Genomic DNA, 25,553 nt, shown 5'->3' with positions numbered 1-25,553 from the left:
GGGATCCGTGATGGACATACGGCGCGCCGGCGAGCGCTATACCGGAGGGGACCCGGAGGCGGGGATCGTATCCCGGCACGCCTTCTCCTTCGGCCCGCACTACGACCCCGACAACCTGCGCTTCGGCGCGCTGATCGCCTGCAACGAGGAGCGGCTCGCCCCGGGCGCCGGCTTCGACGAGCACCCGCACAGCCACACCGAGATCGTCACCTGGGTCGTCGAGGGCGAACTCACCCACCGCGACTCCACGGGCCACGAGACCCGGGTCCGCCCCGGAGACGTCCAGCGCCTCAGCGCCGCGGCCGGCGTCCGCCATGTGGAACGCAACGACGGCGCGACGCCCCTGACCTTCGTCCAGATGTGGCTGGCCCCCCTGACCCCGGGCGGCGACCCGTCGTACGAGATCGTCCCCGGCATCGCCGACTCCACGCCGTACGCGGTCCCGGAGGCGGGCGCGATGCTCCACGTCCGCCGCCTGACGCCCGGCGAACGCACGGCGGTCCCGGACGGGGCCTACGTCTACGTCCATGTGGTCCGCGGGGAGGCACGGCTCGACGGCGAGACGCTCGGCCCGGGTGACGCGGCGCGGATCACGGAGGCCAAGGACCTGGAGGCGGAGGGCGTGACGGAGTCGGAGCTGCTGATCTGGGAGATGGCGCCGTAGCCGGGCGCGGCTACGCCCGCTGCCGCGACTCCGCCAGCACCGCATCGGTGAACGGCGGCCACGCTTCGACGGCCCAAGGCCCGAAGGCCCGGTCGGTCAGGGCAACGCAGGCGATGCCCGCATCCGGATCGATCCACAGAAACGTCCCGGACTGCCCGAAGTGTCCAAAGGTTCGCGGCGAGGACGAAGAGCCCGTCCAGTGCGGGGACTTCCCGTCCCGGATCTCGAACCCCAGCCCCCAGTCATTCGGGTTCTGATGCCCGTACCCCGGCAGCACCCCCTTCGTCCCCGGGTACTGCACGCTCATCGCCTCACCCACCGTCCGCGGATCCAGCAGCCGCGGCGCCTGCACCTCCGCCGCGAACCGCAGCAGATCCGCGACGCTGGACACCCCGTCCTTCGCGGGGGACCCCTCCAGCGAGGTCGACGTCATGCCCAGCGGCTCCAGGACCGCCTGACGCAGATACTCGGCGAAGGGAATGTCCGTGGCCTTCGCCACATGATCGCCCAGCTGCTCGAACCCCGCGTTCGAGTACAGCCGCCGCTCCCCGGGCGCACCCATCACCCGATGCTCGTCGAAGGCCAGCCCCGAGGTGTGCGCCAGCAGATGACGCACCGTCGAGCCGTCGGGCCCTGCCGGTTCGTCCAGCTCGATCGCGCCCTCCTCGTAGGCGACCAGCACGGCGTACGCGGCCAGCGGCTTGGTGACCGAGGCCAGCGGGAAACGCCGGTCGACGGGGCCGTGGGTGCCGAGGACGGTCCCGTCGGCCCGTACGACACCCGCCGCGGCGGCGGGGACCGGCCAGTTCTCGATCAACGCAAGGCTGTTCAGCGACATGCCGTCGAGCCTAACCCGTCCCGTTCCCGACCTTTTCGCTTGCTTGGAGCGCACTCCAAGGTCATAGCGTGGAAGCCATGACGGTGATGCAGACCATGCCCGCGGCCACCGAGGACAAGCCCACCAGGACCGACATCTGCTCCGCCGCGCCACCCCGGCACCCGCGCCCCGACGGCCAGGACCGCTACACGATCAGCGAGGTCGTCGCCTTCACCGGCCTCACAGCCCACACCCTGCGCTGGTACGAGCGGATCGGCCTGATGTCCCACATCGACCGCTCGCACACCGGCCAGCGCCGCTACACCAACCGCGACCTGGACTGGCTCGACCTGGTCGGCAAGCTCCGGCTGACCGGCATGCCGGTCGCCGACATGGTCCGGTACGCCGAGCTGGTGCGCGAGGGCGACCACACCTACGGCGAACGGCGCGAGCTGCTGGAGGCGACCCGCCGGGACGTCGTCGCCAGGATCACCGAACTCCAGGACACGCTCGCCGTACTCGACCGGAAGATCGACTTCTACTCGGAGAGGACCCGATGACCGACAGCACCATCCCCACCGTCCGACTGGGCGCGGAAGGCCCCGAGGTGGGAGTGCAGGGCCTCGGCTGCATGGGCATGAGCTTCGCCTACGGCCCGTCCGACGCCCAGGAGTCCAGGGCCACCCTGGAACGCGCGCTCGAACGCGGCGTCACCCTGTACGACACGGCGGACGCGTACGGCGACGGCGACAACGAACGCTTCCTCGCGCCCTTCGTCAAGGCCCACCGCGACGAGCTGACCATCGCCACGAAGTTCGCCCTGTCGATCCCGCCGGACGACCCGACCCGGCGGATCATCCGCAACGACCCGCCGTACATCCGCCAGGCCGTCGAGGCCAGCCTCAGGCGCCTGGACATCGACGTCATCGACCTCTACTACATGCACCGCCGCGACCCGGCCGTCCCCATCGAGGAGACCGTCGGTGTCATGGCGGAGCTGGTCCGCGAGGGCAAGGTCAAGCACCTGGGCCTGAGCGAGGTGACGGCTTCGGAGCTGCGCGCCGCGCACGCGGTGCACCCGATCGCCGCCGTCCAGTCCGAGTGGTCCCTGTTCAGCCGCGACATCGAGAAGAACGTCGTCCCTGCGGCAGCCGAACTGGGCGCGGCCCTGGTCGCGTACTCCCCGCTCGGCCGAGGCTTCCTCACCGGCTCCTTCGCCCGCGCCGAGGACCTCACCAGCGACGACTTCCGCCGCCAGCAGCCCCGCTTCACGGGCGACAACGCGGCGGCCAACGCGGCCCTCCTGACCCAGATCCGCAAGATCGCCGACAGTCACGGGGCTTCCCTGGGCCAGATCGCCCTGGCCTGGGTCCACCACCAGGCCACGGTGCACAACCTCCCGGTGATCCCGATCCCGGGCACCCGCAAGCCGACCCGGGTGGATGAGAACACGGCGGCGACGGGAATCGTCCTCACCGAGGAGGACCTGGCGGCCCTGGAGCCCATCGCATCCCAGGTGGCGGGAGACCGCTATGCAGACATGACGTTCACATCGGCCGGACGTGAGTAGAGACACCTCTAGGGGCGCGGGGAACTGCGCGACCAGCCACAAACAACCCGCACCCACAAGAAGACAGCAACCCGGCAGACGCTAAAGCTCCGCCAGCAACTCCGCCTTCTTGACGGAGAACTCCTCATCCGTCACCAGCCCAGCCCGATGCAGTTCCCCGAGGTGACGGATCCGCTCGGCGATATCCGCGGGGTCGCGGCGCTGTACCGACGCCACCGGTACAGCCGCCGCCACCCCGCGGGAGCGCACCGCCTCCAACACCGCCGCAGCGAACGGCAGTGACTCGTGCACGGGCCCGTACCCCAGCCCGAACACCACCGCCGCCGGATCCTGGTCGGCCTGCGCAGGCTGATCCGCCGGCTGCTCGGAGCCGGAACCCTCCCGCCGCAGCAGCCGCAGATACCCCTCGAACAGCTCCGGCGACCGCCACTCGACGCCCCCCAGCTCGGCGACGGCGAAACTCTGGTCCCCGGCCTTCCACTTCGCCGACGACGCCCCGGTCCAGAACCACCGGAACCGCACGGTCGTCCCGTCGAAGGAGGCCTTCCCGTCGTACGCCTTGAACGACAGCGGAGCGTCAGGCGCGGCCACGAGAAACCGATCAGCCGGCCCCGACTCGGTCAGCTGCGCGCGCAACTCCTCGGCGTAGTACTCCGCGAGCGTCTCCTTCTCGGCCGGCAGCACCAGCCGATACGGATCCCCGTTCTCCTTGAGCTGCCCGTCCGCCGCCTCCAGCAGCGGATCGGCCCCCGGCCGCACCTCCGCGCGCAGGACGACGGTCCCGCGCCGACCGGGGCTCAGCGACACCCCCTGCAGCGCCGCCAGCGGCACCCTGCGCTCACCGAGCGCCTGGAACAGCTTGGGTGTTCGAATCCCCCGTTCGTAACGGATGAGCACGGAGTCGGACTCGAACTCCCAGGCGGCATGAAATCCGGCCAGTACGTCACCCATGCGGCTCATCGTATGCGGCACGCGCTCTTTCGTCCCCTCCCTGCGCATACCGCAGTTTCTCCGCGTCTACGCGCGTCCGGCCGTCATCGTGCCGGACAAACCCGCCCGGCACATGCCCTGATCGTCGGCGCAGTCCACCGCGCGGTACGCGCCAACCCCGATCTCGGCGAGGTTCGCGAGGCTCTCCGTGCCGGGTTCGAAGTACCCGGCGTGTCCCTTGGCGCCGCGCGCCGACAGCAGCCGGGCGCCGAAGGAGGCGGACATCGGGTCCGCGCCGTGGCCCAGGCCGCCGAGCTCGAGGTACGGCACGTCCTGGATCCAGTCGTCGGCGTCCCGCATCGCCCACACATGGGCGGAGGTGTCGAGGTGCGCCGCCGTGGCGGCCCGCATGCCGGGGCTGCCGGCGACGGCTATGTCGGTGACCCGCCGCGGCAGCGCGGGCGCGGCGACGCCGCAGACCACGGAGCCGTAGCTGTGGCAGAACAGGGAGACCGGCGCCTTGCCGGGCAGCGCGCGCACCAGCGCGGTCAGCCGTACGGCGCCGTCCTCGGCGCGCCGCGCGGTGGCCGCGTCCATGCCGACGCCGCTGGGGGCGGTGTAGTCGGCCCAGGCGATGACGGCCGTACGCGTGCCGGGGCTCGCGGCGCGTTCGGCGGCGTAGAGCGACTTCGCCATGCCGACCGGGGCCGAGTACTTGCGGTAGGTGCGCTGGAAGGTGAGCAGGTCGGTGTCGACGCCGGGGACGACGACGGAGACCCGCTCGGCCCGGGCGAGGTTCCCGAAGACCTCGGCGACCCGGCCGGAGCCCTCCGGGTCGAAGGCGAGGATGTGGCGCCCCTCGCGCATCAGCGCCTCGAAGCGGTGCATCCGGCGGCCCGCCTCGTGCTGGCCGGCCGGGGTGAGCCGGCTGTCGTGCATGCGGTCGCGCTCGACTCTCAGGGCCTGGCCGAGGGCGATGCGGTTGGCGCGGTAGCGCAGGCCGACCGGGGCGCCGTTCATGTTGCCGACCGCGAGCGGATAGCGGTGGGCGAGCCGGGCGCGCTGGGCGTCGGTGAGCGAGGCGAAGAAGCGGGCCAGCCGGCCGGGGCCGGAGTCCGGGTCCGGTAGCCGGTGTCCGTCGATCCGCCCCCGCTCCCAGGCGGTGAGGGAGGCCTGCATCGGGGTGGTCTCCCGATGGGCCTTCAGGGCGGTCCATCCGGTGGTCGCCAGCATCACGAAGACCACCGCCAGCGCGAGCAGCGCGCGCCAGAGGTTGAGCTGCGGGGAGGTCTCGAAGGAAGTCACTGGGAGGACACACTAGGAGAACGGGAGGGTCTCGCGTGAACCGTGTGACAGGCATCACGTTTCGATCACGGGCTGTGGATCAGGGCGTGCGCCAGTTCCCCGCGAGCGCCGGTCCCACCTGATCGAGGTAGGTCGCCGTCAACGTGCGCAGCGCCTCCATGCTGAAGTCGCCCCCGGCGCTCCACAGTCGCTCGCTGACCCGGATCACCCCGCCGAAGACGGCCACCGCGACCCTGGGCCGCGGGTCGGTGTCCACCTCCAGGCCCTCCCGCTCGGCGATCAGCCGCGCGATCTGCTCCTCCGTCTCCGTGGACCGGCGCAGATACGCGGCGAGCAGCACCGGCGTCGACTCGATCACCCGGTACATCCGCAGATAGAGATCGACCGGTACGACGGACTCGACGACCTCGTGCAGGTTGTCCCAGCCGTCCTGCACCGCCCGGCGCATCGCCTCCAGCGGCGGTTCGTGGGCGGGGCGGGCGCGCAGGGTGGCGACGAAGTGGTCCACCGCCAGTTGCTGGGCGGCGAGGGCGGCCTCCTCCTTGCCGGCGAAGTACCGGAAGAAGGTGCGCTGGGAGACGTCGACGGCCGCGGCGATCTCGTCGACGGTGGTCTGCTCGTATCCCCGGGTGGTGAACAGCTCCAGAGCCGCCCGGATCAGCGCGTCCCGGGTGCGCTGTTTCTTGCGCTCGCGCAGGCCGGGCGGTGTCGCCGTGTTCATCGCACCTCTTCTCTGAACTGTTCTCCCAGTTCAGACCCTACGGGAGTGACGTGACAGTTACCGACACGTGAAATGGTTTGTCAACTGTCAGTGGCTGTCATTAGCCTCGAACGCATGACTAGTCAGACCACCATCGACAAGACGGGGCCGGGGGACGGCGCATCGTCAGCCCCGTCTGATCCGACGCCGGCCAAGGGGCTGCGCGGGCACCCGTGGTTCACCCTCATAACCGTCGCCGTCGGGGTCATGATGGTGGCCCTCGACGGCACCATCGTGGCCATCGCGAACCCGGCGATCAAGGAAGACCTGAACGCGAGCTTCGCGGACGTCCAGTGGATCACCAACGGCTACTTCCTCGCCCTCGCGGTCTCCCTGATCACCGCGGGCAAGCTCGGTGACCGCTTCGGCCACCGGCAGACCTTCCTCATCGGCGTCGTCGGCTTCGCCGTCGCCTCCGGCCTCATCGGCATGTCCGGCAGCATCGCGCTGGTCGTCACCTTCCGGGTGCTCCAGGGCCTGTTCGGCGCGCTGCTCATGCCGGCCGCGCTCGGCCTGCTGCGGGCCACCTTCCCGGCCGAGAAGCTGAACATGGCCATCGGCATCTGGGGCATGGTCATCGGTGCCTCCACCGCCGGCGGCCCGATCCTCGGCGGTGTGCTCGTCGAGCACGTCAGCTGGCAGTCGGTCTTCTTCATCAACGTGCCGGTCGGCGTCCTCGCCGTCGTCCTCGGCGTGATGATCCTGCTCGACCACCGCGCCGAGAACGCCCCGCGCTCCTTCGACCTGCTGGGCATCGCCCTGCTGTCCGCCGCGATGTTCTGCCTGGTCTGGGCGCTCATCAAGGCCCCGGAGTGGGGCTGGGGCGACGGCCTGACCTGGACCTACATCGGCGCCTCGGTGCTCGGCTTCGCCCTGTTCGCCTTCTGGGAGACCAAGGTCAGGGAGCCGCTGATCCCGCTGGGCCTGTTCCGCTCGGTCGCGCTCTCCGCGGGTGTGGTCCTGATGGTCCTCATGGCCATCGCCTTCATGGGCGGCCTGTTCTTCGTGACGTTCTACCTCCAGAACGTGCACGGCATGAGCCCGATCGACGCGGGCCTCCACCTGCTGCCGCTCACCGGCATGATGATCGTCGGCTCGCCGCTCGCCGGCGCGATGATCACCAAGCTGGGCCCCCGGATCCCGCTGGCCGGCGGTATGGCGGTCACCGCGCTCGCCATGTGGGGCATGTCCACGCTGGAGGCGGACACCGGCAGCGGTCTGATGTCCCTCTGGTTCGCCCTGCTCGGCCTCGGCCTCGCGCCGGTCATGGTCGGTGCGACCGAGGTCATCGTCGGCAACGCCCCGATGGAGCTGTCGGGCGTCGCGGGCGGTCTCCAGCAGGCGGCGATGCAGATCGGCGGCAGCCTCGGCACGGCCGTCCTGGGCGCCGTCATGGTCTCCAAGGTCGACAGCGACCTCGCCGGCAACTGGGCCGACGCGGGCCTCCCGCCGCTCGACCCCGAGCAGCAGGAGCAGGCCGCCGAAGCCGTCCAGGCGGGCGTGGCACCGGTCCCGCCCGGCACCCCGGCGGAGATCGCCGCGAAGATCACCGAGGTCGCCCACGACACCTTCATCTCCGGCATGTCGCTGGCATCGCTGGTCGCCGCGGGCGTCGCGGTCGTGGCGGTACTCGTCGCGTTCCTCACCAAGCGCGGGGAGAACGCCCAGGCGGGAGCGGGCGCGGCGCACATCTGACGCCTCAGCCGTCCCGGGCGTCGTTTCCCCTATCAGGGTGACAACGCTAAAGATTCCTCCCACCCCACCAGCGCCACAGGTCACAGTGGCTCCAGCCCTCCGTACGGCATGTTCCCTTGGCAAGTTCGTACGGCGAGCAGGGCACCGACCTGTGGCGCGCCGCTGGAGGGGGGCGGCGCGCTCGCAGGTCCAGCCCCCGGGCAACGGTTAACGCGGCTGCTCCGAAACCCCCCGCAACGCCGCCACCTCCGCCCGCAACGCCCGCACCTCCTCCGTCAGCGCCGCGATCGCCTCCGTCTGCCGCCGCTCCTCCGCATCGTCACTCTCGAACCGCGAGATGAACCACGCGGCGATGTTCGCGGTCACCAGACCCAGCAGCGCGATCCCCGACAACATCAACCCCACCGCCAGCAACCGCCCCACCCCGGTCGTCGGCGCGTGATCCCCGTACCCCACGGTCGTCATCGTGGTGAACGACCACCACACCGCGTCACCCAGCGTCCGGATGTTCCCGCCCGGCGCCTCCCGCTCCACCGACAGCACGGCCAGCGAGCCGAACATCAGCAGCCCCACCACGGCCCCGGCGACATACGTCGTCAGCCGGATCTGCGAGGCCATCCGCGCCCGCCGCCCCACCAGCAACAGCGTCGACACCAACCGCAGCAGCCGCAACGGCTGGATCAGCGGCAGCGCCACCGCGCACAGGTCGAGCCAGTGCCGCCGTACGAACTCCGCGCGCCGCTCGGCGAGCGCCAGCCGCACCAGATAGTCGACGGCGAACGCCCCCCACACCGTCCACTCGACCACCGCGCACGCGAACGTCACCGACTCGCTCGCCGCACTGTCCACGATCGGCACGGCGTAGGCGACGGCGAAGGCCACGGCCAGCGCCATCAGGGGTTTCTGGCTGCGCTGTTCCCACCGGACCTGCGCGGACTGTTCCTTCATGCCGGGCATCGTAGGAAACGTGAAGGGGCGGTGTACGCGCAGGTACACCGCCCCTCACCACCACACGCGTGCTACGCGTCGCCGCCCGCGACCCCCGGGTCCGCCGCCGACACGTCGAGCAGCTGGTACCGGTCCACGGCCTGCTTCAGCACCGACCGGTCCACCTTCCCCTCCTTCGCCAGCTCGGCGAGGACCGCCACCACGATCGACTGCGCGTCGATGTGGAAGAACCGCCGCGCCGCCCCGCGGGTGTCGGCGAAGCCGAACCCGTCCGCGCCGAGCGACTGGTACGTCCCCGGCACCCACCGCGCGATCTGGTCCGGAACCGACCGCATCCAGTCGGAGACGGCCACGAACGGCCCCTCGGCGCCGTTCAGCTTCCGCGTCACGTACGGCACCCGCTGCTCCTCCTCCGGGTGCAGCAGGTTGTGCTGCTCGCAGGCGACCGCATCCCGCCGCAGCTCGTTCCAGGAGGTCGCGGACCACACGTCGGCCCGTACGTTCCACTCCTCGGCGAGGATCCGCTGCGCCTCGACGGCCCAGGGGACGGCCACACCCGAGGCGATGATCTGCGCCGGGATCTGGCCGGCCGTGCCCTCGCCGAACCGGTAGAGGCCCTTGAGGATGCCCTCGACGTCCACGTTCTCCGGCTCGGCCGGGTGCTGGATCGGCTCGTTGTAGACGGTCAGGTAGTAGAAGACGTCCTCGCCGTGCGGGTGCTCCTCGCTGGCGCCGTACATCCGCCGCAGACCGTCCTTGACGATGTGCGCGATCTCGTACGCGAAGGCGGGGTCGTACGCCACACAGCCCGGGTTGGTCGAGGCGAGCAGCTGGGAGTGGCCGTCCGCGTGCTGCAGACCCTCACCCGTCAGGGTCGTGCGTCCGGCGGTCGCACCCAGGACGAATCCGCGCGCCAGCTGGTCGGCCATCTGCCAGAACTGGTCGCCGGTGCGCTGGAAACCGAACATCGAGTAGAAGACGTACACCGGGATCAGCGGCTCGCCGTGCGTGGCGTACGCCGAGCCCGCCGCGATCAGCGACGCAGTACAGCCGGCCTCCGAGATGCCGTCGTGCAGCATCTGGCCGGTCGGCGACTCCTTGTACGCGAGCAGCAGATCGCGGTCGACCGCCTCGTACTGCTGGCCCAGCGGGTTGTAGATCTTCGCACTCGGGAAGAACGAGTCCATGCCGAAGGTGCGGTACTCGTCCGGCGCGATCAGCACGAACCGCCTGCCGATCTCCTTGTCCCGCATGAGGTCCTTCAGCAGCCGGACGAACGCCATGGTCGTCGCGATCGACTGCTGACCGGAGCCCTTCTTCACGGTCGCGTACGTCTGGTCGCCCGGCAGCGTGAGCGGCTTCGAGCGGACGACGCGCGTGGGCACGTACCCGCCGAGCGACTTGCGGCGGTCGTGCATGTACTGGATCTCCTCGGAGTCCCGCCCGGGGTGGTAGTACGGCGGGAGCCCGCTCTCCAGGTCCTTGTCGGCGATCGGCAGGTGCAGCCGGTCCCGGAAGCGCTTGAGGTCGTCGACCGTCAGCTTCTTCATCTGGTGGGTGGCGTTGCGGCCCTCGAAGTTCGGGCCCAGCGTCCAGCCCTTGATCGTCTTGGCCAGGATCACGGTCGGCTGGCCCTTGTGGGCGCGGGCCGCCGAGTACGCCGCGAAGATCTTCCGGTGGTCGTGACCGCCGCGCCCCAGGTGCAGGATCTGGTCGTCGGTCATGCCCTCGACCATCGCGCGCAGCCGGTGGTCGTCGCCGAAGAAGTGGTCGCGGATGTACGCGCCGGACTCGGTGGCGTACGTCTGGAACTGGCCGTCCGGCGTGGTGTTCATCTTGTTGACCAGCACACCGTCGCGGTCCTGCGCGAGCAGCGGGTCCCAGCTGCGGTCCCAGACCAGCTTGATCACGTTCCAGCCGGCGCCCCGGAACACCGACTCCAGCTCCTGGATGACCTTGCCGTTGCCGCGCACCGGGCCGTCGAGCCGCTGCAGGTTGCAGTTGACGACGAACGTCAGGTTGTCCAGGCCCTCGCGGGCGGCGATGGTCAGCTGGCCGAGCGACTCCGGCTCGTCCATCTCGCCGTCGCCCAGGAACGCCCAGACGTGCGACTTCGAGGTGTCCGCGATGCCGCGCGCGTGCATGTAGCGGTTCATCCGGGCCTGGTAGATCGCGCCGATCGGGCCGAGGCCCATGGACACGGTCGGGAACTCCCAGAAGTCCGGCATCAGCCGCGGGTGCGGATACGAGGACAGCCCGTACGGCGCCTTCGACTTCTCCTGGCGGAAGCCGTCCAGATGCTGCTCGGAGAGCCGGTCCAGCAGGTACGCGCGCGCGTAGATGCCCGGCGAGGCATGGCCCTGGAAGAAGACCTGGTCGCCGCCGTCGCCCTCGTCCTTGCCCCGGAAGAAGTGGTTGAAGCCCACGTCGTACAGGGACGCCGAGGAGGCGAAGGTGGCGATGTGGCCGCCGACGCCGATGCCCGGGCGCTGGGCGCGCGAGACCATCACGGCGGCGTTCCAGCGGGTGGCGTTGAGGATCTTGCGCTCGATCTCCTCGTTGCCCGGGAAGAACGGCTCGTCCTTGGTGGCGATGGTGTTGACGTAGTCCGTGCTGCGCATCTCGGGCACGGCCACGCGCTTCTCGCGGGCCCGCTCGATCAGCCGGAGCATCAGATAGCGGGCACGCTCACGGCCCCGCTCGTCGATGGCGGCGTCGAGGGAGTCGAGCCACTCCCGCGTCTCCTCGGGGTCGAAGTCAGGAACCTGACTCGGAAGGCCGCCAATGATGATCGGATTGCGATCGGATCCGGGAACCACGCTGGTCCTTACCTGTCAGAGGGCTGATTGAGGGCTGTTTGAAGCCTTTTTCCGCATGCTTGCGCCGTTCCCCATCGTGTACCTCACGGCGCCAAACGTCACCTCTACCGAGAGGTAACCGCAGTACGTTCGAATCTCGCACCCGTGCATGATTCCCAAAGGTGCAAACAGGGCAGATAGGTGTGGTGTGTGTCACCTTGGCCTGAGAGCGGGTGCCTGGAGTTGCGGCGACACGGCCGGGATCGTCACCGTTTCGGCGGTCTGAACCGCCGGGTACTTGCGCGATCCGCCCCGCCCGTGTGGACTACGGCCAATGCTTCGCGCACGCGCGTGGCTGAGATATTCCCAAGACATGATCAGGAGGCAACCCGTGAGCGCGACCGCGGACCACGCGGAGGAGCGGACGAACCCTGCCGCCAGGCTGGGGTTCCAGCCCGGGCAGGTGGTCCAGGAGATCGGCTACGACGACGACGTCGACCAGGAGCTCCGCGAGGCCATTGAGGAAGCCATCGAGGGCGACCTGATGGACGAGGACTACGACGACGTGGCCGACGCCGTTGTGCTGTGGTTCCGTGACGACGACGGCGACCTGACGGATGCGCTGGTGGATGCCACCACGTACATCGAGGAAGGCGGCGCGATCCTGCTCCTCACGCCGAAGACCGGCCGTGCGGGGTACGTGGAGCCGAGCGACATCTCGGAAGCCGCGACGACCGCGGGTCTGACGGCGTCCAAGAGCGTCAGCGTGGGCAAGGACTGGAGCGGCAGCCGCCTGGCCACGCCCAAGGCCGCGAAGGCCGCCACGAAGAAGCGGTGACCGTCCGCTGAACAGCCGGACACGGACGGGCTGACATCGCTCAGCCCGTCCGCAGGCTTCCCCTGACCGCTGCGTAAGGTGTCATCCGTCCGAACGGCCCACCGAAGGGATGACACGACGATGGCGATCCAGGTCGGCGACAAGGCGCCCGACTTCGAGCTGAAGGACAACCACGGCCGCACCGTGAAGCTCTCGGACTTCCGCGGCGACAAGAACGTGGTGCTGCTCTTCTACCCCTTCGCCTTCACCGGTGTGTGCACCGGCGAGCTGTGCGAGGTGCGCGACAACCTCCCGAAGTTCGCCGACCGCGACACCCAGGTGCTCGCCGTCTCCAACGACTCCATCCACACCCTGCGGGTCTTCGCCGAGCAGGAGGGCCTGGAGTACCCGCTGCTGAGCGACTTCTGGCCGCACGGCGAGGTCAGCCGCGCCTACGGCGTCTTCGACGAGGACAAGGGCTGCGCGGTGCGCGGCACCTTCGTCATCGACAAGGAGGGCGTGGTCCGCTGGACGGTCGTCAACGGCCTGCCGGACGCCCGTGACCTGAACGAGTACGTCAAGGCCCTCGACACCCTGTGAATCTTCGGCCCCAGGGCCTGCGGGCCACGGGAACCCGTCACTAGGATCGACTCGTTTGATCCGATACCAACGCACGACGGGGCTCCCCGCCCCTGGACACCAATGGAGGACTCGTGGGAGTCAGCCTCAGCAAGGGCGGCAACGTATCGCTGACCAAGGAGGCCCCGGGCCTGACCGCGGTCATCGTCGGTCTGGGGTGGGACGTGCGCACCACGACCGGCACGGACTTCGACCTCGACGCGAGCGCGCTGCTGCTGAACAACGCAGGCAAGGTCGCCAGCGACCAGCACTTCATCTTCTTCAACAACCTCAAGAGCCCCGACGGCTCGGTCGAGCACACCGGTGACAACCTCACCGGTGAGGGCGAGGGCGACGACGAGCAGATCAAGGTCAACCTGGCCGGCGTCCCGGCCGACGTCGAGAAGATCGTCTTCCCGGTCTCGATCTACGACGCCGAGAACCGCCAGCAGTCCTTCGGCCAGGTCCGCAACGCGTTCATCCGCGTGGTGAACCAGGCCGGCGGCGCCGAGATCGCCCGGTACGACCTCAGCGAGGACGCCTCCACCGAGACCGCCATGGTCTTCGGTGAGCTGTACCGGCACGGCGCGGAGTGGAAGTTCCGCGCCATCGGCCAGGGCTACGCCTCGGGTCTGCGCGGTATCGCGCAGGACTTCGGCGTGAACGTCTGAGCGAACGTCTGAGCCGTCTGAAGGTCTCTGTCCGGCGTCGCACGGTTTACGTGCGGCGCCGGACGCGCAGGACAGCCAGAGAAGCAGCGCATCACCTCGGGGAGGGACCAGCATCATGGGTGTCACGCTCGCCAAGGGGGGCAATGTCTCCCTGTCCAAGGCCGCACCGAACCTCACGCAGGTGATGATCGGGCTCGGCTGGGACGCGCGCTCCACCACCGGAGCCCCCTTCGACCTCGACGCCAGCGCCCTGGTGTGCGGCAACGGCCGGGTGCTCGGCGACGAGTGGTTCGTCTTCTACAACCAGCTCAAGAGCCCTGACGGCTCGGTGGAGCACACCGGTGACAACCTCACCGGCGAGGGCGACGGCGACGACGAGTCGATCCTGGTCGACCTGTCGAAGGTGCCGGCCCAGTGCGACAAGATCGTCTTCCCCGTCTCGATCCATATGGCCGACGAGCGCGGCCAGACCTTCGGCCAGGTCAGCAACGCCTTCATCCGGGTCGTCAATCAGGCCGACGGCGTCGAGCTCGCCCGGTACGACCTCAGCGAGGACGCCTCCACGGAGACCGCCATGATCTTTGGCGAGGTCTATCGCTACCAGGGAGAATGGAAGTTCCGGGCCGTGGGCCAGGGGTACGCGTCGGGTCTTCGGGGCATCGCTCTAGACTTCGGAGTCAACGTTTCGTAAAGCCGGGTGCGGCGCGGGGGAGACCCGTACACCCCGTACACAAGGGATTGGGTAGCCAGTGGTTCTGAAAACGTTCGGCTGGTCGTTCGCGGTCACCGCGCTCGGCCTCGTCGCGGCGGTCTTCTACGGGGGGTGGACCGCCTTCGGTATCGTGGCGATCCTCTCCGTCCTCGAGATCTCGCTGTCCTTCGACAACGCGGTGGTCAACGCCGGAATCCTCAAGAAGATGAGCCCCTTCTGGCAGAAGATCTTCTTGACGATCGGCATTCTGATCGCCGTCTTCGGTATGCGACTGATCTTCCCGGTCGTCATTGTCGCCGTCAGCGCCCAGCTGGGGCCGATCGAGGCCGTCGATCTCGCGCTCACCGACAAGGACCGCTACCAGGAGCTGGTCACCGACGCCCACCCGGCGATCGCGGCCTTCGGCGGCATGTTCCTGCTGATGATCTTCCTGGACTTCATCTTCGAGGACCGGGACATCAAGTGGCTCGGCTGGCTGGAGCGCCCGCTGGCCAAGCTCGGCAAGGTCGACATGCTGTCGGTCTGCATCGCCCTGATCGTCCTGCTGATCACGGCGATGACCTTCGCCACCCACGCGCATCTGCACGCCGGGCCCGCCAACAAGGCGGAGACGGTTCTCCTCGCCGGCGTCGCCGGCCTCATCACGTACATGATCGTCGGCGGTCTCTCCGGCTACTTCGAGGACAAGCTCGAGGAAGAGGAGGAGCGCGAGCACGAGATGGAGGAAGAGGCCGAGCGCGCCGGCAAGCCGCGCCCGGCGATCGTCCTGGTCGGCCGCGCCGCGTTCTTCATGTTCCTCTACCTCGAGGTCCTGGACGCGTCCTTCTCCTTCGACGGTGTCATCGGCGCCTTCGCCATCACCAACGACATCGTGATGATGGCCCTCGGCCTCGGCATCGGCGCGATGTACGTCCGGTCGCTGACCGTCTACCTGGTCCGCCAGGGCACCCTCGACGAGTACGTCTACCTGGAGCACGGCGCGCACTACGCCATCGGCGCCCTCGCGGTCATCCTGCTGGTAACCATCCAGTACGAGATCTCCGAGCTCATCACCGGCGGCATCGGCGTCGTCCTGATCGCCGCGTCCTTCTGGTCCTCCGTCCGCCGCAACCGGGCGCTGGCGGCGGCCGAGGGAAAAGCTGACTCCCCGGGCAAGACAGAGGTCTCGTCCGGGGTGTGACGCCCCTGCGGGTGAGGAACGCTCTGAGCGGGGCGGTCGTCGAGGACGTACGTGTCCTCGGGGCCGCCCCGCCGTGTTGTGCGACAGCTGAATCAGCCGAATCAGCTGAATGACAGGGGGCGGGAATGGGCTTGCTGGACGGGTTCTGGCGCGGGCGGGCGGCCGAGTTCGACTCGGGCAACGCGGCCACGAACGCGATCGAGCTGACCAAGCGGCACGGTCAGGTGTCCCTGACCAAGCAGGGCGCGGCCACCGGGCATCTGCGGATCAACCTGGCCTGGCGGATGCGCAGCTCCGACATCGGGGGGCCGCAGCGGGAGAGTCTGCTGCGGCATCCGTTCAAGGCGCTGAAGCCGCCGGAGGTTCTCGGGCACACCCAGAGCATGGTCAATGTCGACCTGGACCTGGGGTGCCTGTACGAGCTGCAGGACGGCACGAAGGGCGTGGTGCAGCCGCTGGGCGGCTACTTCGGGGACGTCAACGCGCCGCCGTATGTGAAGCTCACCGGGGACGACCGGTTCGGGTCGGGGTCAGGGGAGACGCTGTACGTCAATCTCGATCACCGGGAGTCGATCAAGCGGTTGCTGGTGTTCGTCTACATCTACGACCAGACGCCGGCGTTCGACCGCACGCAGGCCGTGGTGACGCTGTATCCGAGCAATGGGCCTCGGGTGGAGATCCATCTGGACGAGCGGCATCCGCAGGCGCGGTCCTGTGCGGTGGTGATGATCGAGAACGTGAAGGGGGAGATGATCGTTCGGCGTGAGGTGAAGTTCGTGTACGGGTTTCAGGCCGAGTTGGATCGGTTGTATGGGTGGGGGTTGCAGTGGGGGCGGGGGCACAAGAGCAAGGCGGAGCGTTGAGGTTGGGTGCGGTGCCTACTGGCTCGGGTGGTTCTGTCGTCTTGCGGCTGCGGGTTCGTTGTGGCTGGTCGCGCAGTTCCCCGCGCCCCTGGGTATCTGAGCCTTACCGGCCGATGAATTGTGGGCCTTGGGGTGGCATGCGGAATTCCTGCGGGGTTGGCTGCGGGTAGCCGTAGGACGGGGCGCCGCTTGTCGGCTGGGGGTAGCCGTAGGCCGGTGCGGTGGCCGGGGGCTGCTGGGGGTAGCCGTAGGAGGGCTGTGGGGGGACCGTCTGGGTGGGCTGTTCCGGGGGGAGGGGCTGGGAGACCTCCGATGTCGGCGGGGCCGGCTCCTCCTGGGCCTCCGACTCGTCCACCGAGATGCCGAAGTCCGTGGCCAGGCCCTTCAGGCCGTTGGAGTAGCCCTCGCCGAGCGCGCGGAACTTCCAGGTGTCGCCGCGGCGGTACAGCTCGCCGCAGATGAGGGCGGTCTCCTCGCCGGTCTCCGGCTTGACGTCGAAGTACGCCAGCGGCTCACCGTCCGGGGCGGCGGCGTCGTACAGCAGGATGCGCAGATCCCGTACGCGGTCGAAGGTGACGCCGTCCGCCGAAGCGACGAGGAGAATCTGTCCGACGCCGGGCTCGACACCGGCCAGATCTGTCTGGATCGTATCGGTCAGGCCTTCGGCGATCCGCTTCTTGCCGAGCCGCCAGACCTTGCCGGAGGGGTGCCGGGGCTGGTTGTAGAAGACGAAGTCCTCGTCGGAGCGCACACGACCGTCGGGGCCGAGGAGCAGCGCCGAGGCGTCGACATCCGGAACCCCCTGCCCGGGCGTCCAGCGCAGCACGGCGCGCACCGTCGTGGCTTCGAGCGGGACGTTCGACCCCTTCAGCATGGCGTGCGTCATGCGGTCATCCTGCCTTCTCCGTCCTGGTCACGACAACGCGGGGTGGGGTGTCGCGGAGCGCGTCGTGTGGAGACCCCGTTACCTGAAATTCATGCCCGGCGGGAACCCCGGACATGGAGTTCTACGTACTATTACCGGCCACCTGTCACAGTTTTCCGGGCACACCTCTCGACACACCATCGGCCAGTCCCGCGCCACGGGGGAGTTTTATGCGTCATTTCGGGCACATCGCCCCTGAGGTGCGGCAGCGCCTCTTCCACCAGGAGCCGTGCGAGTTCTCCGCCGACTCCCCGGCCCGGCTGCTCTCCGCGGCCCTGGGCGCCACGCTGTACAGCCCGGCCACCCGGCCGCGGCTCGCCGACGACATCCTGAAGCAGACCGGACGCGGCGTGGTCTCGATGGTGCTGTGCCTGGAGGACTCGATCGACGACGCGGACGTCGGCGCGGGCGAGGAGAACCTCGTCCGGCAGTTCACGGACCTCGCCGGCCGCTCCGGCGCGGCCGAGCCGCCGCTGCTGTTCATCCGCGTCCGCACCCCCGAGCAGATCCCCGACCTGGTGCGCCGGCTCGGCCCGGCGGTGCGGCTGCTGTCCGGTTTCGTACTGCCGAAGTTCACCGAGGAGCGCGGCATCCCGTTCCTGGAGGCCGTGGCGACGGCCGAGGCGGCGAGCGGGCGGCGGCTGTTCGCCATGCCGGTGCTGGAGTCGCCGGAGCTGCTGTACCGGGAGTCGCGGGTGGAGACCCTGGAGGGAATCTCCCGGGCCGTCGACAAGTACCGGGAGCGCGTGCTGGCGCTGCGCCTCGGCGTCACCGACTTCTGCTCCTCGTACGGCCTGCGCAGAGCGCCCGACATGACGGCGTACGACGTCCAGATCGTCGCCTCCGTGATCGCCGACGTGGTGAACATGCTGGGCCGCGCCGACGGCACCGGGTTCACCGTGACCGGGCCGGTGTGGGAGTACTTCCGGGTCCCGGAGCGCATGTTCAAGCCACAGCTGCGGCGCAGCCCCTTCCTGGAGGGGCAGGCGGAGGAATTGCGCGAGAGACTGATCGAGCACGCCATGGACGGGCTGCTGCGGGAGATCTCCCTCGACCAGGCCAACGGCCTGCTCGGCAAGACCTGCATCCATCCCTCCCATGTGCTGCCCGTGCACGCCCTGTCCGTGGTCAGTCACGAGGAGTTCAGCGACGCGCAGGACATCCTGCGGCCGGAACGCGGCGGCGGGGGTGTGCTGCGGTCGGCGTACACGAACAAGATGAACGAGGTGAAGCCGCACCGCGCGTGGGCCGAGCGGACCCTGCTGCGCGCCGAGGTCTTCGGCGTGGCGCACGAGGACGTCGGCTTCGTGGATCTGCTGGCCGCCGGGATTCCGACCTGAACCGGCCGCTCAAGGCACGCAGGAACCTCTACTCAAGGGACGCATGAACAAGGCAGTGAACGACGGGGTCTGGTCCGGCAGCTGGGTCGCCCAGCGGCTGGGTGTCGAACTCGAGGGCGACGAGACGCTGACCGAGCTGCTCGGCCTGGCGCTGCGCCGCAACCCCAAGCGGGCCCATCTGCTGGTGTCGAACGTGCTGGGCAAGCACGTGCCGCAGGCACCGTCCGTGGTCTACGGCCACGGCTTCGCGCTCGGCCGCCGGGTGCGCGAGCTGCTGGGGGACGACGCGGCCCGCGAGGCGGTCGTCCTCGGCTACGCGGAGACCGCGACCGGCCTCGGCCACTCCGTCGCCGACGGCCTGGCCCTCGCCCCCTACCTGCACTCCACCCGACGCCCGGTGGCCGGGGTCGCCCAGGCCGGCGGCTTCGAGGAGTCCCACTCGCACGCCACCTCCCACCTGCTGCTCCCCGAGGACCCGGCCCTGCTGGCCGGCTCCGGCCCGCTGGTCCTGGTCGACGACGAGTTCTCCACCGGCAACACGGTCCTCAACACGATCAGGGACCTGCACGCCCGCTACCCCCGCGACCGGTACGTCGTGGTCGCCCTGGTCGACATGCGCTCGGCGGCGGACGCGGGCCGCCTTGACAACTTCGCCCGCGAGATCGGCGCCCGCGTGGATCTTGTGACGGCGGCTTCGGGCACCGTACGGCTGCCGGAGGGAGTGCTGGAGAAAGGGCAAGCGCTGGTCGCCGAGTACGACACCCAGCCAGGGGCGCGGGGAACTGCGCGACCAGCCCCCACCGGCCCGCAGACGCCAGACGACCACGCCACCCGCGTCGATCTGCGCTGGCCCCACGGCCTGCCGGACGGCGCCCGCCACGGCTTCACCCCCGAGCACCGCACCCGCCTGGAGGCCGCCCTCCCCTCGATGGCGGCGCGACTCGCCGAGGCGCTGCCGAAAGACGCACGCCGCGTGCACGTCCTCGGCTTCGAGGAGCTGATGTACGCCCCCCTGCGCCTCGCTCGCGAGCTGGAGCAGGTCCTCCCCGGCACGGAGATACGGTTCTCCACCACCACCCGCTCACCCGTCCTCGCCGTAGACGACGCGGGCTACGCGATCCGCACCCGCCTGGTCTTCCCCGCCCACGACGACCCGGCCGACGGCCCCGGCGAGCGCTACGCCTACAACGTCGCGGACGCCGGCTTCGACGCCGTCGTCGCCGTCGTCGACTCGGTCGCCGACACCCCCGCGCTGCACGCCCCCGACGGCCTGCTGGCCCGGCTCGCCGAGCACACCCCGCACGTCCTGCTGACGGTCGTCCCGTCGTACGTCCCCGGGGCCGCCGAGGCCCCCGAAAGGCACAACGCCATGCTGCCCGAGCCCCTCCGCGGCCCCGCCTTCTCCTCGTACGCCCCCGACGAGGTCGGCTGGCTGCTCCAGGACCTGTCGGACGTCACGCTGGAGGCGCCGACCGAGGAGCGCGAGGAGGCCATCCAGAGCGGCGGCGCGCACTACGCCGAGTCGCTGCCGGTGGAGTACCAGCCCAGCGAGGAGTACCAGCGGCTGTTCCACGCCGCGCTGGACGCCTCCGCGGCCCGTATCGCCACCGCCGTCGGCGTGGTGACGGAGACCGTTCTCGCCGAACGCTCGCCCCGCCCGGTCCTCGTCTCGCTGGCCCGCGCGGGCACCCCGATCGGCGTCCTGATGCGCCGCTGGGCGCGAGACCGGCACGGCCTGGACCTGCCGCACTACGCCGTCTCCATCGTGCGCGGCCGCGGCATCGACGCCAACGCGCTGCGCTGGCTGGCCGAGCACCACGACCCGGCCGACGTCGTGTTCGTCGACGGCTGGACCGGCAAGGGCGCGATCACCCGGGAACTCGCGGTGGCCCTGGAGGAGTTCGAGAAGGCGGAGGGCGTCACCGGCTTCGACCCGGAGATCGCGGTGCTCGCCGACCCGGGCTCGTGCGTGCGGACGTACGGCACCCGGGAGGACTTCCTGATCCCCTCCGCCTGCCTCAACTCCACGGTCTCCGGGCTGATATCCCGCACCGTGCTGCGCGCCGACCTGGTCGGTCCGCACGACTACCACGGCGCCAAGTTCTACCGCGAACTGGCCGGCTCCGACGTCTCGGTGGCCTTCCTCGACGCGGTCTCCGCCCGCTTCACCGAGGTCGGCGACGCGGTGGACGCGCAGGTCAAGGAGCTGCTGGCCGCCGACCGCGCACCCACCTGGGAGGGCTGGGCGGCGGTGGAGCGGATCAGCGAGGAGTACGGCATCCACGACGTCAACCTGGTCAAGCCGGGCGTCGGCGAGACCACGCGCGTGCTGCTGCGCCGGGTACCGTGGAAGATCCTCGCGCGCGCCGGGGCGGGCGCGGACCTCGACCACGTCCGGCTGCTGGCCGAACAGCGCGGCGTGCCGGTCGAGGAGGTCGCCGAACTGCCCTACACCTGCGTGGGGCTGATCCATCCCAAGTACACGCGCGGCGCGACGGGCGCCGACGGAAAGGCGGTGGCCCTCTGATGCCGGTGCTCGTGGCGAGCGACCTGGACCGAACGTTGATCTACTCGTCGGCGGCCCTGTCGCTGACCATGCCGGACGCGCGGGCGCCCCGGCTGCTGTGCGTGGAGGTGCACGAGAGCAGGCCACTGTCGTACATGACCGAGACCGCGGCGGGGCTGCTCGGCGATCTCGGCGACGCGGCGGTGTTCGTACCCACGACCACCCGGACCCGCAAGCAGTACCTGCGCATCAACCTGCCGGGCCCGGCGCCCACCTACGCCATCTGCGCCAACGGCGGGCATCTGCTGGTGGACGGCGTCTCCGACCCCGCCTGGCACGCCCGGGTGACCGCGCGGCTCGCGGACGAGTGCGCGTCGCTGGACGAGGTGCGGGGGCATCTGCTGGCCACGGCCGACCCGGTGTGGGTGCGCAAGCACCGGGTCGCCGAGGACCTCTTCGCCTACCTGGTCGTCGAGCGGGAGCTGCTGCCCGAGGACTGGGTGAAGGAGCTGGCGGTGTGGGCGGAGAACCGCGGCTGGACGGTCTCCCTGCAGGGCCGCAAGCTCTACGCCGTGCCGAAGCCGCTCACCAAGAGCGCGGCCATGCACGAGGTGGCCCGCCGCACCGGCGCGGAACTGACGCTGGCCGCGGGCGACTCGTTGCTCGACGCCGACCTCCTCCTAGCCGCCGACCGAGCCTGGCGCCCCGGCCACGGCGAACTGGCCGACACCGGCTGGACGGCCCCCACGGTCACCGCTCTGTCGGAGCGGGGAGTACTCGCGGGGGAGCGCACACTGCGAGAGCTGCTGAAGGCGAGCCGGACTGCAACTCCCTAGGGGCGCGGGGCTGTGTCAATATGCGGCTCCGCCGCGTGGGCGCGACCAGCCCCCACGCACCCGCAGCCGACAGCGCACCGACCGGCCTAGCCGCAACAGCCGCCCCCGCAACAACCGCCCCCGCCGCCCGCACGGGCCGTCGCGGGGGCGCTCGCGGTGCCCCCCACGGCCACCGTCGACAACAGCTTCACCGTGTCCTCATGCCCCGCAGGGCACTCCGCGGGCGCGGCGGACTCCGCCATCGGACGGCTCAGTTCGAACGTGTCACCGCAGGTCCGGCACCGGTACTCGTAGCGTGGCATGCGCCCAGGTTAACGCTCGGCCTCCGGCGGCCGCAGCGGCTTCGGCCGCAGGTGCGCACGCCGGACCCGGTCCTCGTCGACCTCCGTGGCCAGCTCCGGATGACGCGCCCGGAAGTACGGGTTGTCGCGGGGCAGCGCCGAGCTGACCCGCCCGTACATCCCGAAGGTCATCAGCACCACGCCGTACACGAAGCTGAACAGCACGTTCTGAATCCGGAACGCGAGGAAGTTCTGCTCGGTGTCCAGCAGACCGAGGTTCAGGAACCCGCTGAGGATGAACGCCAGGCCGACGATCATGTTGAGCGTCGAGGCGAAGTTGCCGCCGATCACCATGCCGACGAAGAGCAGCAGCCCCACACAGATCGACAGCACACTGAGCGCTCCGTTGGTGTTCAGCCCGGCGACCTCGTCTCCGCGCGTGTCGAAGAAGCCCACCTTGTCGATCAGGCCGAGGATGCCGAACGCGATCAGCACCAGGCCCATCAGACCCGCGCCGATCCGGTACACCATGTTCAGCCGGTGGTCGACAGGCAGATGGTCGTTGAAACTGATCCGTCGCCGCGATCCCCTGTGCACTGCGTGTGCGGCCATATCCGCCTCCCTAGGGCGTCAGCGGTCGGCTCATACGTCCCTTTCGTTCACCAATATCCGCCTGCCCCGGATCAGGCGCCACCAAAACAGGTCAGTGGCCGGCCCCGGCGCCGCGCTCCTCGCGGATCTGGGCGACCACCCGCGCCACCGTCTGCCGCACCGCCTCCGTCTCCGTGAGGAAGTGCCAGTAGTCGGGGTGGCGGCCGTCCAGCGTGGCGACGGCGCGCTCCAGACGGGCCACGGAGTCGTCCAGCGGGCGGGCGTGCCGCGGGTCGGGGGTGTGGCGGCCGGCCATGGCGAGCCGCTGGGCGTCCCGGATGGCGAACCGGGTCCGTTCGATCTCCTGCTGCGGGTCCTTCTGCACGGCGTTCAGCCGCCGCAGCCGGTCCCCGGCGGCGGAGACCGCCTCGTCGGTGGAGTTCAGCAGCGCCCGCGCCGTCGACAGCAGCGCGGTGGCGTCCGGCCAGCGCTGGGCGTCCCGCGCGGCCTGGGCCTCGCGGAGCTTGGCCTCGGCCTGCCGGAGGCTCTCCGCGGCCTGGTCGGGCACCCGCTGGAGGTCCTGCCAGCAGGCCAGCGTGAAGCGCCGGCGCAGTTCGCTGAGGATCGGCTCCACCTGCTCGGCGCGGGTGGTCAGGGCCTCGGTGCGGGTGCGCAGGGAGACCAGCCGGTGGTCGATCTCGGCGGCCCGCTCCGGCAGCCGCTCGGCCTCCGCGCGGATCGTCTCGGCCTCCCGGGCGACCCGCTCGGCGCGCTCCAGGGTCTGCGGCACGCCGTGCTGTCCGGCGCCCTGGTTCAGCCTGGTCAGCTCGGGGGCGAGGGCGGCGAGCCGGGCGGCGAGGTCGTCGGCCTTCAGCCCGGTGCCGCGGACGGTGTCCAGCGCGTTGGAGGCGGCGAGCAGCGCCTGCCGGGCGCGCTCGACGGCCGGGGCCAGCCGGGCCAGCTGGGTCTCGGCCTTGCCGAGCAGCGGGCCGAGCCCTTCGGCGAACCGGTCCAGGTCGTCCTTCACCCGGCCCAGCTCGTCCTTGGCGGCGGTCAGTTCGGCGCGGGCGCGGGCGGCGGCCGAGGCCTCCAGGTCGTCGCGGTCGAGGTCATGGGCGTCGACCGCCTGGATGTACCGGTGGCTGGCCTCGTCGATACGCAGGCCGAGCGCCTGGAAGTCGGCGGCGGCCCGGCGGGCGGCGGGGGAGTCGTCGACGGCGGCGATGGTCTCGATGGAGATACGCAGATCCCGCTGAGCGGTGTCCAGCTCGTAGAACGCGGCCGCGGCGGCGTCCTTCGCGGCCTGCGCCTCGGCCCGCTGACTCTCCGCCCGCCCACCGAACCAGCGCCGGGTGCCGCCACCGGCGAAGGCGGCGGGCAGCGCGAGCGCGGCGACCAGCGGCAGGGTGATCAGGGTGAGGACGTCACGGATGGCGGCGGAGCCTGGGGCTCTCTGTGGGGTGGCACGGTGGTGGCCGTGCGGCATCGACGGCGAGTACGGCTGCTGCGGTGTCGCCGTCACATCCCTCTCCCGTGCTGTCATCCGCCCTGCCCGGTGTCATTCTCCCACCGGTTAAGGACGAACACACGGGCCCGTTAGTTCGCCGTACGGACCGTGACTTTGCCGTCGCCGGTGCGGGCGGAGACCACGTGGTCGCTGGACGCGTCGCGCGGGACGGACACGTCCACCGCGCCGTCGCCGGTCTCGGTGGCCACCCGGTAGGTGGCGCGAGGCAGGTCGATGGTGACGGAGCCGTCGCCGCTGCGGGACTCCACCAGGTCCGGTACGGCGCCCAGTTCGAGCCGCACCGAGCCGTCGCCGGTGCGGGCGCGCACCTCGCGGGAGTCGACGTCCGCGTGGATGGAGCCGTCCTCGGTGTGCATCCGGAGCGGACCGGTGGCGTCCTCGACGCGGACCGAGCCGTCGCCGGTGCGCAGGTCGAGCGGGCCGGTGGAGTCGGTGACACGGACCGAGCCGTCGCCCGTACGAATGGTCAGCGCGTCCTCGAAGCCGCTCGCCCGGACGCTGCCGTCACCGTCCTCCACCTTCACGGTGACCCCGCGCGGCACCTCGATGCGGTGCTTGGAGGAGCAGTCGGCGATGAAGCCGGAGCACTCCTGCCGCAGCACCAGCCGGTCGCCGTCCTCCATGGCCCAGGTCGTCCGCACGTCGCCGCCCGCCACGACCGAGCCGTCGAACCAGCGGGTGACCTCGATACGGCCCTCGGCGTGCTCGTCGGCGGCGACGATCTCCAGCGCGGAGTCGTCCGAGTCCACGGTCAGGGTGGTGCCCTCCAGGGCGAAGGACCGCTTCTCGGGGTCCTCGTCGTCACCGGCCGAGGAACAGGCGCCGAGCCCCGCGACGAGCAGCGCGACGGCGCTCACGGCGAGGGCGGTGCGCGCGTGGACGGAACGACGGGCCATGACGGTCTCCCCCTGGGCCGGGCCGCGAGGCGTGGACTGCGCTGCGGCTGCGATGTGCTTCGACCGTACGGATCCCCGCCCGGCTGGGGGATCCGGGACGCTCCAGGATCCGCGGTGGGGATAACCCCCGGATCTCCCCGAGCCAACGGGTTTGCAGGACAGTGCCCCGGGCAAGGTAGGCTGTCGACTCGTTCTCGGGTGCGTAGCTCAGGGGTAGAGCGCCTGCCTTACAAGCAGGATGTCGGCGGTTCGAAACCGTCCGCGCCCACCGGTCGTTAAGGCCCAGGTCAGGATCCATTTGG

The 25,553-nt window shown here is 70.3% G+C and carries 24 protein-coding genes and 1 tRNA gene; 14 read left to right on the top strand and 11 right to left on the bottom strand.

The window, feature by feature from the left end; all coding sequences use genetic code 11:
* The first annotated feature begins 10 nt into the window (after positions 1-10).
* Positions 11-664 carry a pirin family protein gene (locus ACZ42A_RS02790; protein WP_468526116.1) on the top strand — a complete coding sequence of 218 codons (654 nt, stop codon included), beginning with the start codon at positions 11-13 and terminating at the stop codon, positions 662-664.
* 10 nt (positions 665-674) lie between these two features.
* Here ACZ42A_RS02790 and ACZ42A_RS02785 read toward each other — a convergent pair whose 3' ends face one another.
* On the bottom strand, positions 675-1,502 hold the full coding sequence (locus ACZ42A_RS02785) for a serine hydrolase domain-containing protein (RefSeq protein ID WP_468525326.1): 828 nt from the start codon (positions 1,500-1,502) through the stop codon (positions 675-677).
* 77 nt (positions 1,503-1,579) lie between these two features.
* Between ACZ42A_RS02785 and ACZ42A_RS02780 the strand changes: the two genes are divergently transcribed.
* Positions 1,580-2,041 carry a MerR family transcriptional regulator gene (locus tag ACZ42A_RS02780; RefSeq protein WP_468525325.1) on the top strand — a complete coding sequence of 154 codons (462 nt, stop codon included), beginning with the start codon at positions 1,580-1,582 and terminating at the stop codon, positions 2,039-2,041.
* Positions 2,038-3,051 (top strand): aldo/keto reductase, encoded by a 1,014-nt coding sequence (locus tag ACZ42A_RS02775; RefSeq protein ID WP_468525324.1) that lies wholly within the window; start codon positions 2,038-2,040, stop codon positions 3,049-3,051. The genes ACZ42A_RS02780 and ACZ42A_RS02775 overlap by 4 nt, the downstream gene beginning before the upstream one ends.
* A gap of 81 nt (positions 3,052-3,132) precedes the next feature.
* Here the strand turns inward: ACZ42A_RS02775 and ACZ42A_RS02770 are convergent, their stop codons facing one another.
* The 3 genes from ACZ42A_RS02770 to ACZ42A_RS02760 all read right to left on the bottom strand — a co-directional run bounded on the left by ACZ42A_RS02770 (position 3,133) and on the right by ACZ42A_RS02760 (position 6,007).
* Positions 3,133-4,011 carry a DUF4429 domain-containing protein gene (locus tag ACZ42A_RS02770; protein WP_468526115.1) on the bottom strand — a complete coding sequence of 293 codons (879 nt, stop codon included), beginning with the start codon at positions 4,009-4,011 and terminating at the stop codon, positions 3,133-3,135.
* A gap of 57 nt (positions 4,012-4,068) precedes the next feature.
* Entirely contained in the window at positions 4,069-5,286 is a 1,218-nt protein-coding gene (locus tag ACZ42A_RS02765; protein ID WP_468525323.1) for an alpha/beta hydrolase, read from the bottom strand.
* Positions 5,287-5,365: 79 nt separating this feature from the next.
* Positions 5,366-6,007 carry a TetR family transcriptional regulator gene (locus ACZ42A_RS02760; RefSeq protein ID WP_468525322.1) on the bottom strand — a complete coding sequence of 214 codons (642 nt, stop codon included), beginning with the start codon at positions 6,005-6,007 and terminating at the stop codon, positions 5,366-5,368.
* Between the two features lie 114 nt (positions 6,008-6,121).
* Between ACZ42A_RS02760 and ACZ42A_RS02755 the strand changes: the two genes are divergently transcribed.
* Positions 6,122-7,741 (top strand): MFS transporter, encoded by a 1,620-nt coding sequence (locus tag ACZ42A_RS02755; protein ID WP_468525321.1) that lies wholly within the window; start codon positions 6,122-6,124, stop codon positions 7,739-7,741.
* A gap of 207 nt (positions 7,742-7,948) precedes the next feature.
* Here the strand turns inward: ACZ42A_RS02755 and ACZ42A_RS02750 are convergent, their stop codons facing one another.
* Positions 7,949-8,689 (bottom strand): potassium channel family protein, encoded by a 741-nt coding sequence (locus ACZ42A_RS02750; protein ID WP_468525320.1) that lies wholly within the window; start codon positions 8,687-8,689, stop codon positions 7,949-7,951.
* Between the two features lie 71 nt (positions 8,690-8,760).
* Positions 8,761-11,508, bottom strand: a complete 2,748-nt coding sequence (gene aceE / locus ACZ42A_RS02745) for a pyruvate dehydrogenase (acetyl-transferring), homodimeric type (protein ID WP_468525319.1) — start codon at positions 11,506-11,508, stop codon at positions 8,761-8,763.
* Positions 11,509-11,878: 370 nt separating this feature from the next.
* On the opposite strand from aceE, the gene ACZ42A_RS02740 reads away from it, so the two are divergent.
* The 6 genes from ACZ42A_RS02740 to ACZ42A_RS02715 all read left to right on the top strand — a co-directional run bounded on the left by ACZ42A_RS02740 (position 11,879) and on the right by ACZ42A_RS02715 (position 16,348).
* Positions 11,879-12,325 carry a DUF3052 domain-containing protein gene (locus ACZ42A_RS02740; RefSeq protein WP_468525318.1) on the top strand — a complete coding sequence of 149 codons (447 nt, stop codon included), beginning with the start codon at positions 11,879-11,881 and terminating at the stop codon, positions 12,323-12,325.
* A 120-nt stretch (positions 12,326-12,445) separates the two neighbouring features.
* Positions 12,446-12,904, top strand: a complete 459-nt coding sequence (locus tag ACZ42A_RS02735) for a peroxiredoxin (RefSeq protein WP_468525317.1) — start codon at positions 12,446-12,448, stop codon at positions 12,902-12,904.
* Between the two features lie 113 nt (positions 12,905-13,017).
* On the top strand, positions 13,018-13,593 hold the full coding sequence (locus tag ACZ42A_RS02730; protein ID WP_468525316.1) for a calcium homeostasis/redox stress adaptation protein: 576 nt from the start codon (positions 13,018-13,020) through the stop codon (positions 13,591-13,593).
* Positions 13,594-13,708: 115 nt separating this feature from the next.
* Entirely contained in the window at positions 13,709-14,284 is a 576-nt protein-coding gene (locus ACZ42A_RS02725) for a TerD family protein (RefSeq protein ID WP_468525315.1), read from the top strand.
* A gap of 58 nt (positions 14,285-14,342) precedes the next feature.
* Positions 14,343-15,485, top strand: a complete 1,143-nt coding sequence (locus ACZ42A_RS02720) for a DUF475 domain-containing protein (RefSeq protein ID WP_468525314.1) — start codon at positions 14,343-14,345, stop codon at positions 15,483-15,485.
* Between the two features lie 125 nt (positions 15,486-15,610).
* A complete protein-coding gene (locus ACZ42A_RS02715) occupies positions 15,611-16,348 on the top strand; it encodes a TerD family protein (protein WP_468525313.1) in 738 nt (245 codons plus the stop codon).
* Between the two features lie 103 nt (positions 16,349-16,451).
* Here the strand turns inward: ACZ42A_RS02715 and ACZ42A_RS02710 are convergent, their stop codons facing one another.
* On the bottom strand, positions 16,452-17,234 hold the full coding sequence (locus tag ACZ42A_RS02710) for a TerD family protein (RefSeq protein ID WP_468525312.1): 783 nt from the start codon (positions 17,232-17,234) through the stop codon (positions 16,452-16,454).
* Positions 17,235-17,443: 209 nt separating this feature from the next.
* On the opposite strand from ACZ42A_RS02710, the gene ACZ42A_RS02705 reads away from it, so the two are divergent.
* From ACZ42A_RS02705 to ACZ42A_RS02695, 3 genes are read left to right on the top strand one after another with little or no spacing between them, the layout of a single operon-like run.
* Positions 17,444-18,613 (top strand): HpcH/HpaI aldolase/citrate lyase family protein, encoded by a 1,170-nt coding sequence (locus ACZ42A_RS02705; RefSeq protein WP_468525311.1) that lies wholly within the window; start codon positions 17,444-17,446, stop codon positions 18,611-18,613.
* Between the two features lie 43 nt (positions 18,614-18,656).
* Positions 18,657-21,140 (top strand): phosphoribosyltransferase, encoded by a 2,484-nt coding sequence (locus ACZ42A_RS02700; protein WP_468525310.1) that lies wholly within the window; start codon positions 18,657-18,659, stop codon positions 21,138-21,140.
* Positions 21,140-21,955, top strand: a complete 816-nt coding sequence (locus ACZ42A_RS02695) for an HAD family hydrolase (RefSeq protein ID WP_468525309.1) — start codon at positions 21,140-21,142, stop codon at positions 21,953-21,955. Before ACZ42A_RS02700 ends, ACZ42A_RS02695 begins: the two co-directional genes overlap by 1 nt.
* Positions 21,956-22,041: 86 nt before the next feature.
* Here the strand turns inward: ACZ42A_RS02695 and ACZ42A_RS02690 are convergent, their stop codons facing one another.
* The 4 genes from ACZ42A_RS02690 to ACZ42A_RS02675 all read right to left on the bottom strand — a co-directional run bounded on the left by ACZ42A_RS02690 (position 22,042) and on the right by ACZ42A_RS02675 (position 25,251).
* Entirely contained in the window at positions 22,042-22,257 is a 216-nt protein-coding gene (locus tag ACZ42A_RS02690; protein WP_468525308.1) for an FmdB family zinc ribbon protein, read from the bottom strand.
* Positions 22,258-22,266: 9 nt separating this feature from the next.
* Positions 22,267-22,848 (bottom strand): DUF4383 domain-containing protein, encoded by a 582-nt coding sequence (locus ACZ42A_RS02685; protein WP_468525307.1) that lies wholly within the window; start codon positions 22,846-22,848, stop codon positions 22,267-22,269.
* A 91-nt stretch (positions 22,849-22,939) separates the two neighbouring features.
* The gene (locus ACZ42A_RS02680) at positions 22,940-24,349 is read right to left on the bottom strand and encodes a hypothetical protein (RefSeq protein WP_468525306.1); all 1,410 of its coding nucleotides are present in this window, start codon (positions 24,347-24,349) and stop codon (positions 22,940-22,942) included.
* Between the two features lie 74 nt (positions 24,350-24,423).
* Positions 24,424-25,251, bottom strand: a complete 828-nt coding sequence (locus tag ACZ42A_RS02675) for a DUF4097 family beta strand repeat-containing protein (RefSeq protein ID WP_468525305.1) — start codon at positions 25,249-25,251, stop codon at positions 24,424-24,426.
* 196 nt (positions 25,252-25,447) lie between these two features.
* Between ACZ42A_RS02675 and ACZ42A_RS02670 the strand changes: the two genes are divergently transcribed.
* A tRNA-Val gene (locus ACZ42A_RS02670) sits at positions 25,448-25,519 on the top strand.
* The last annotated feature ends 34 nt before the right edge of the window (positions 25,520-25,553 follow it).

The sequence above is a fragment of the Streptomyces sp. NPDC030838 genome (assembly GCF_055572035.1).
This window is presented reverse-complemented; position numbering and strand designations above follow the sequence as displayed.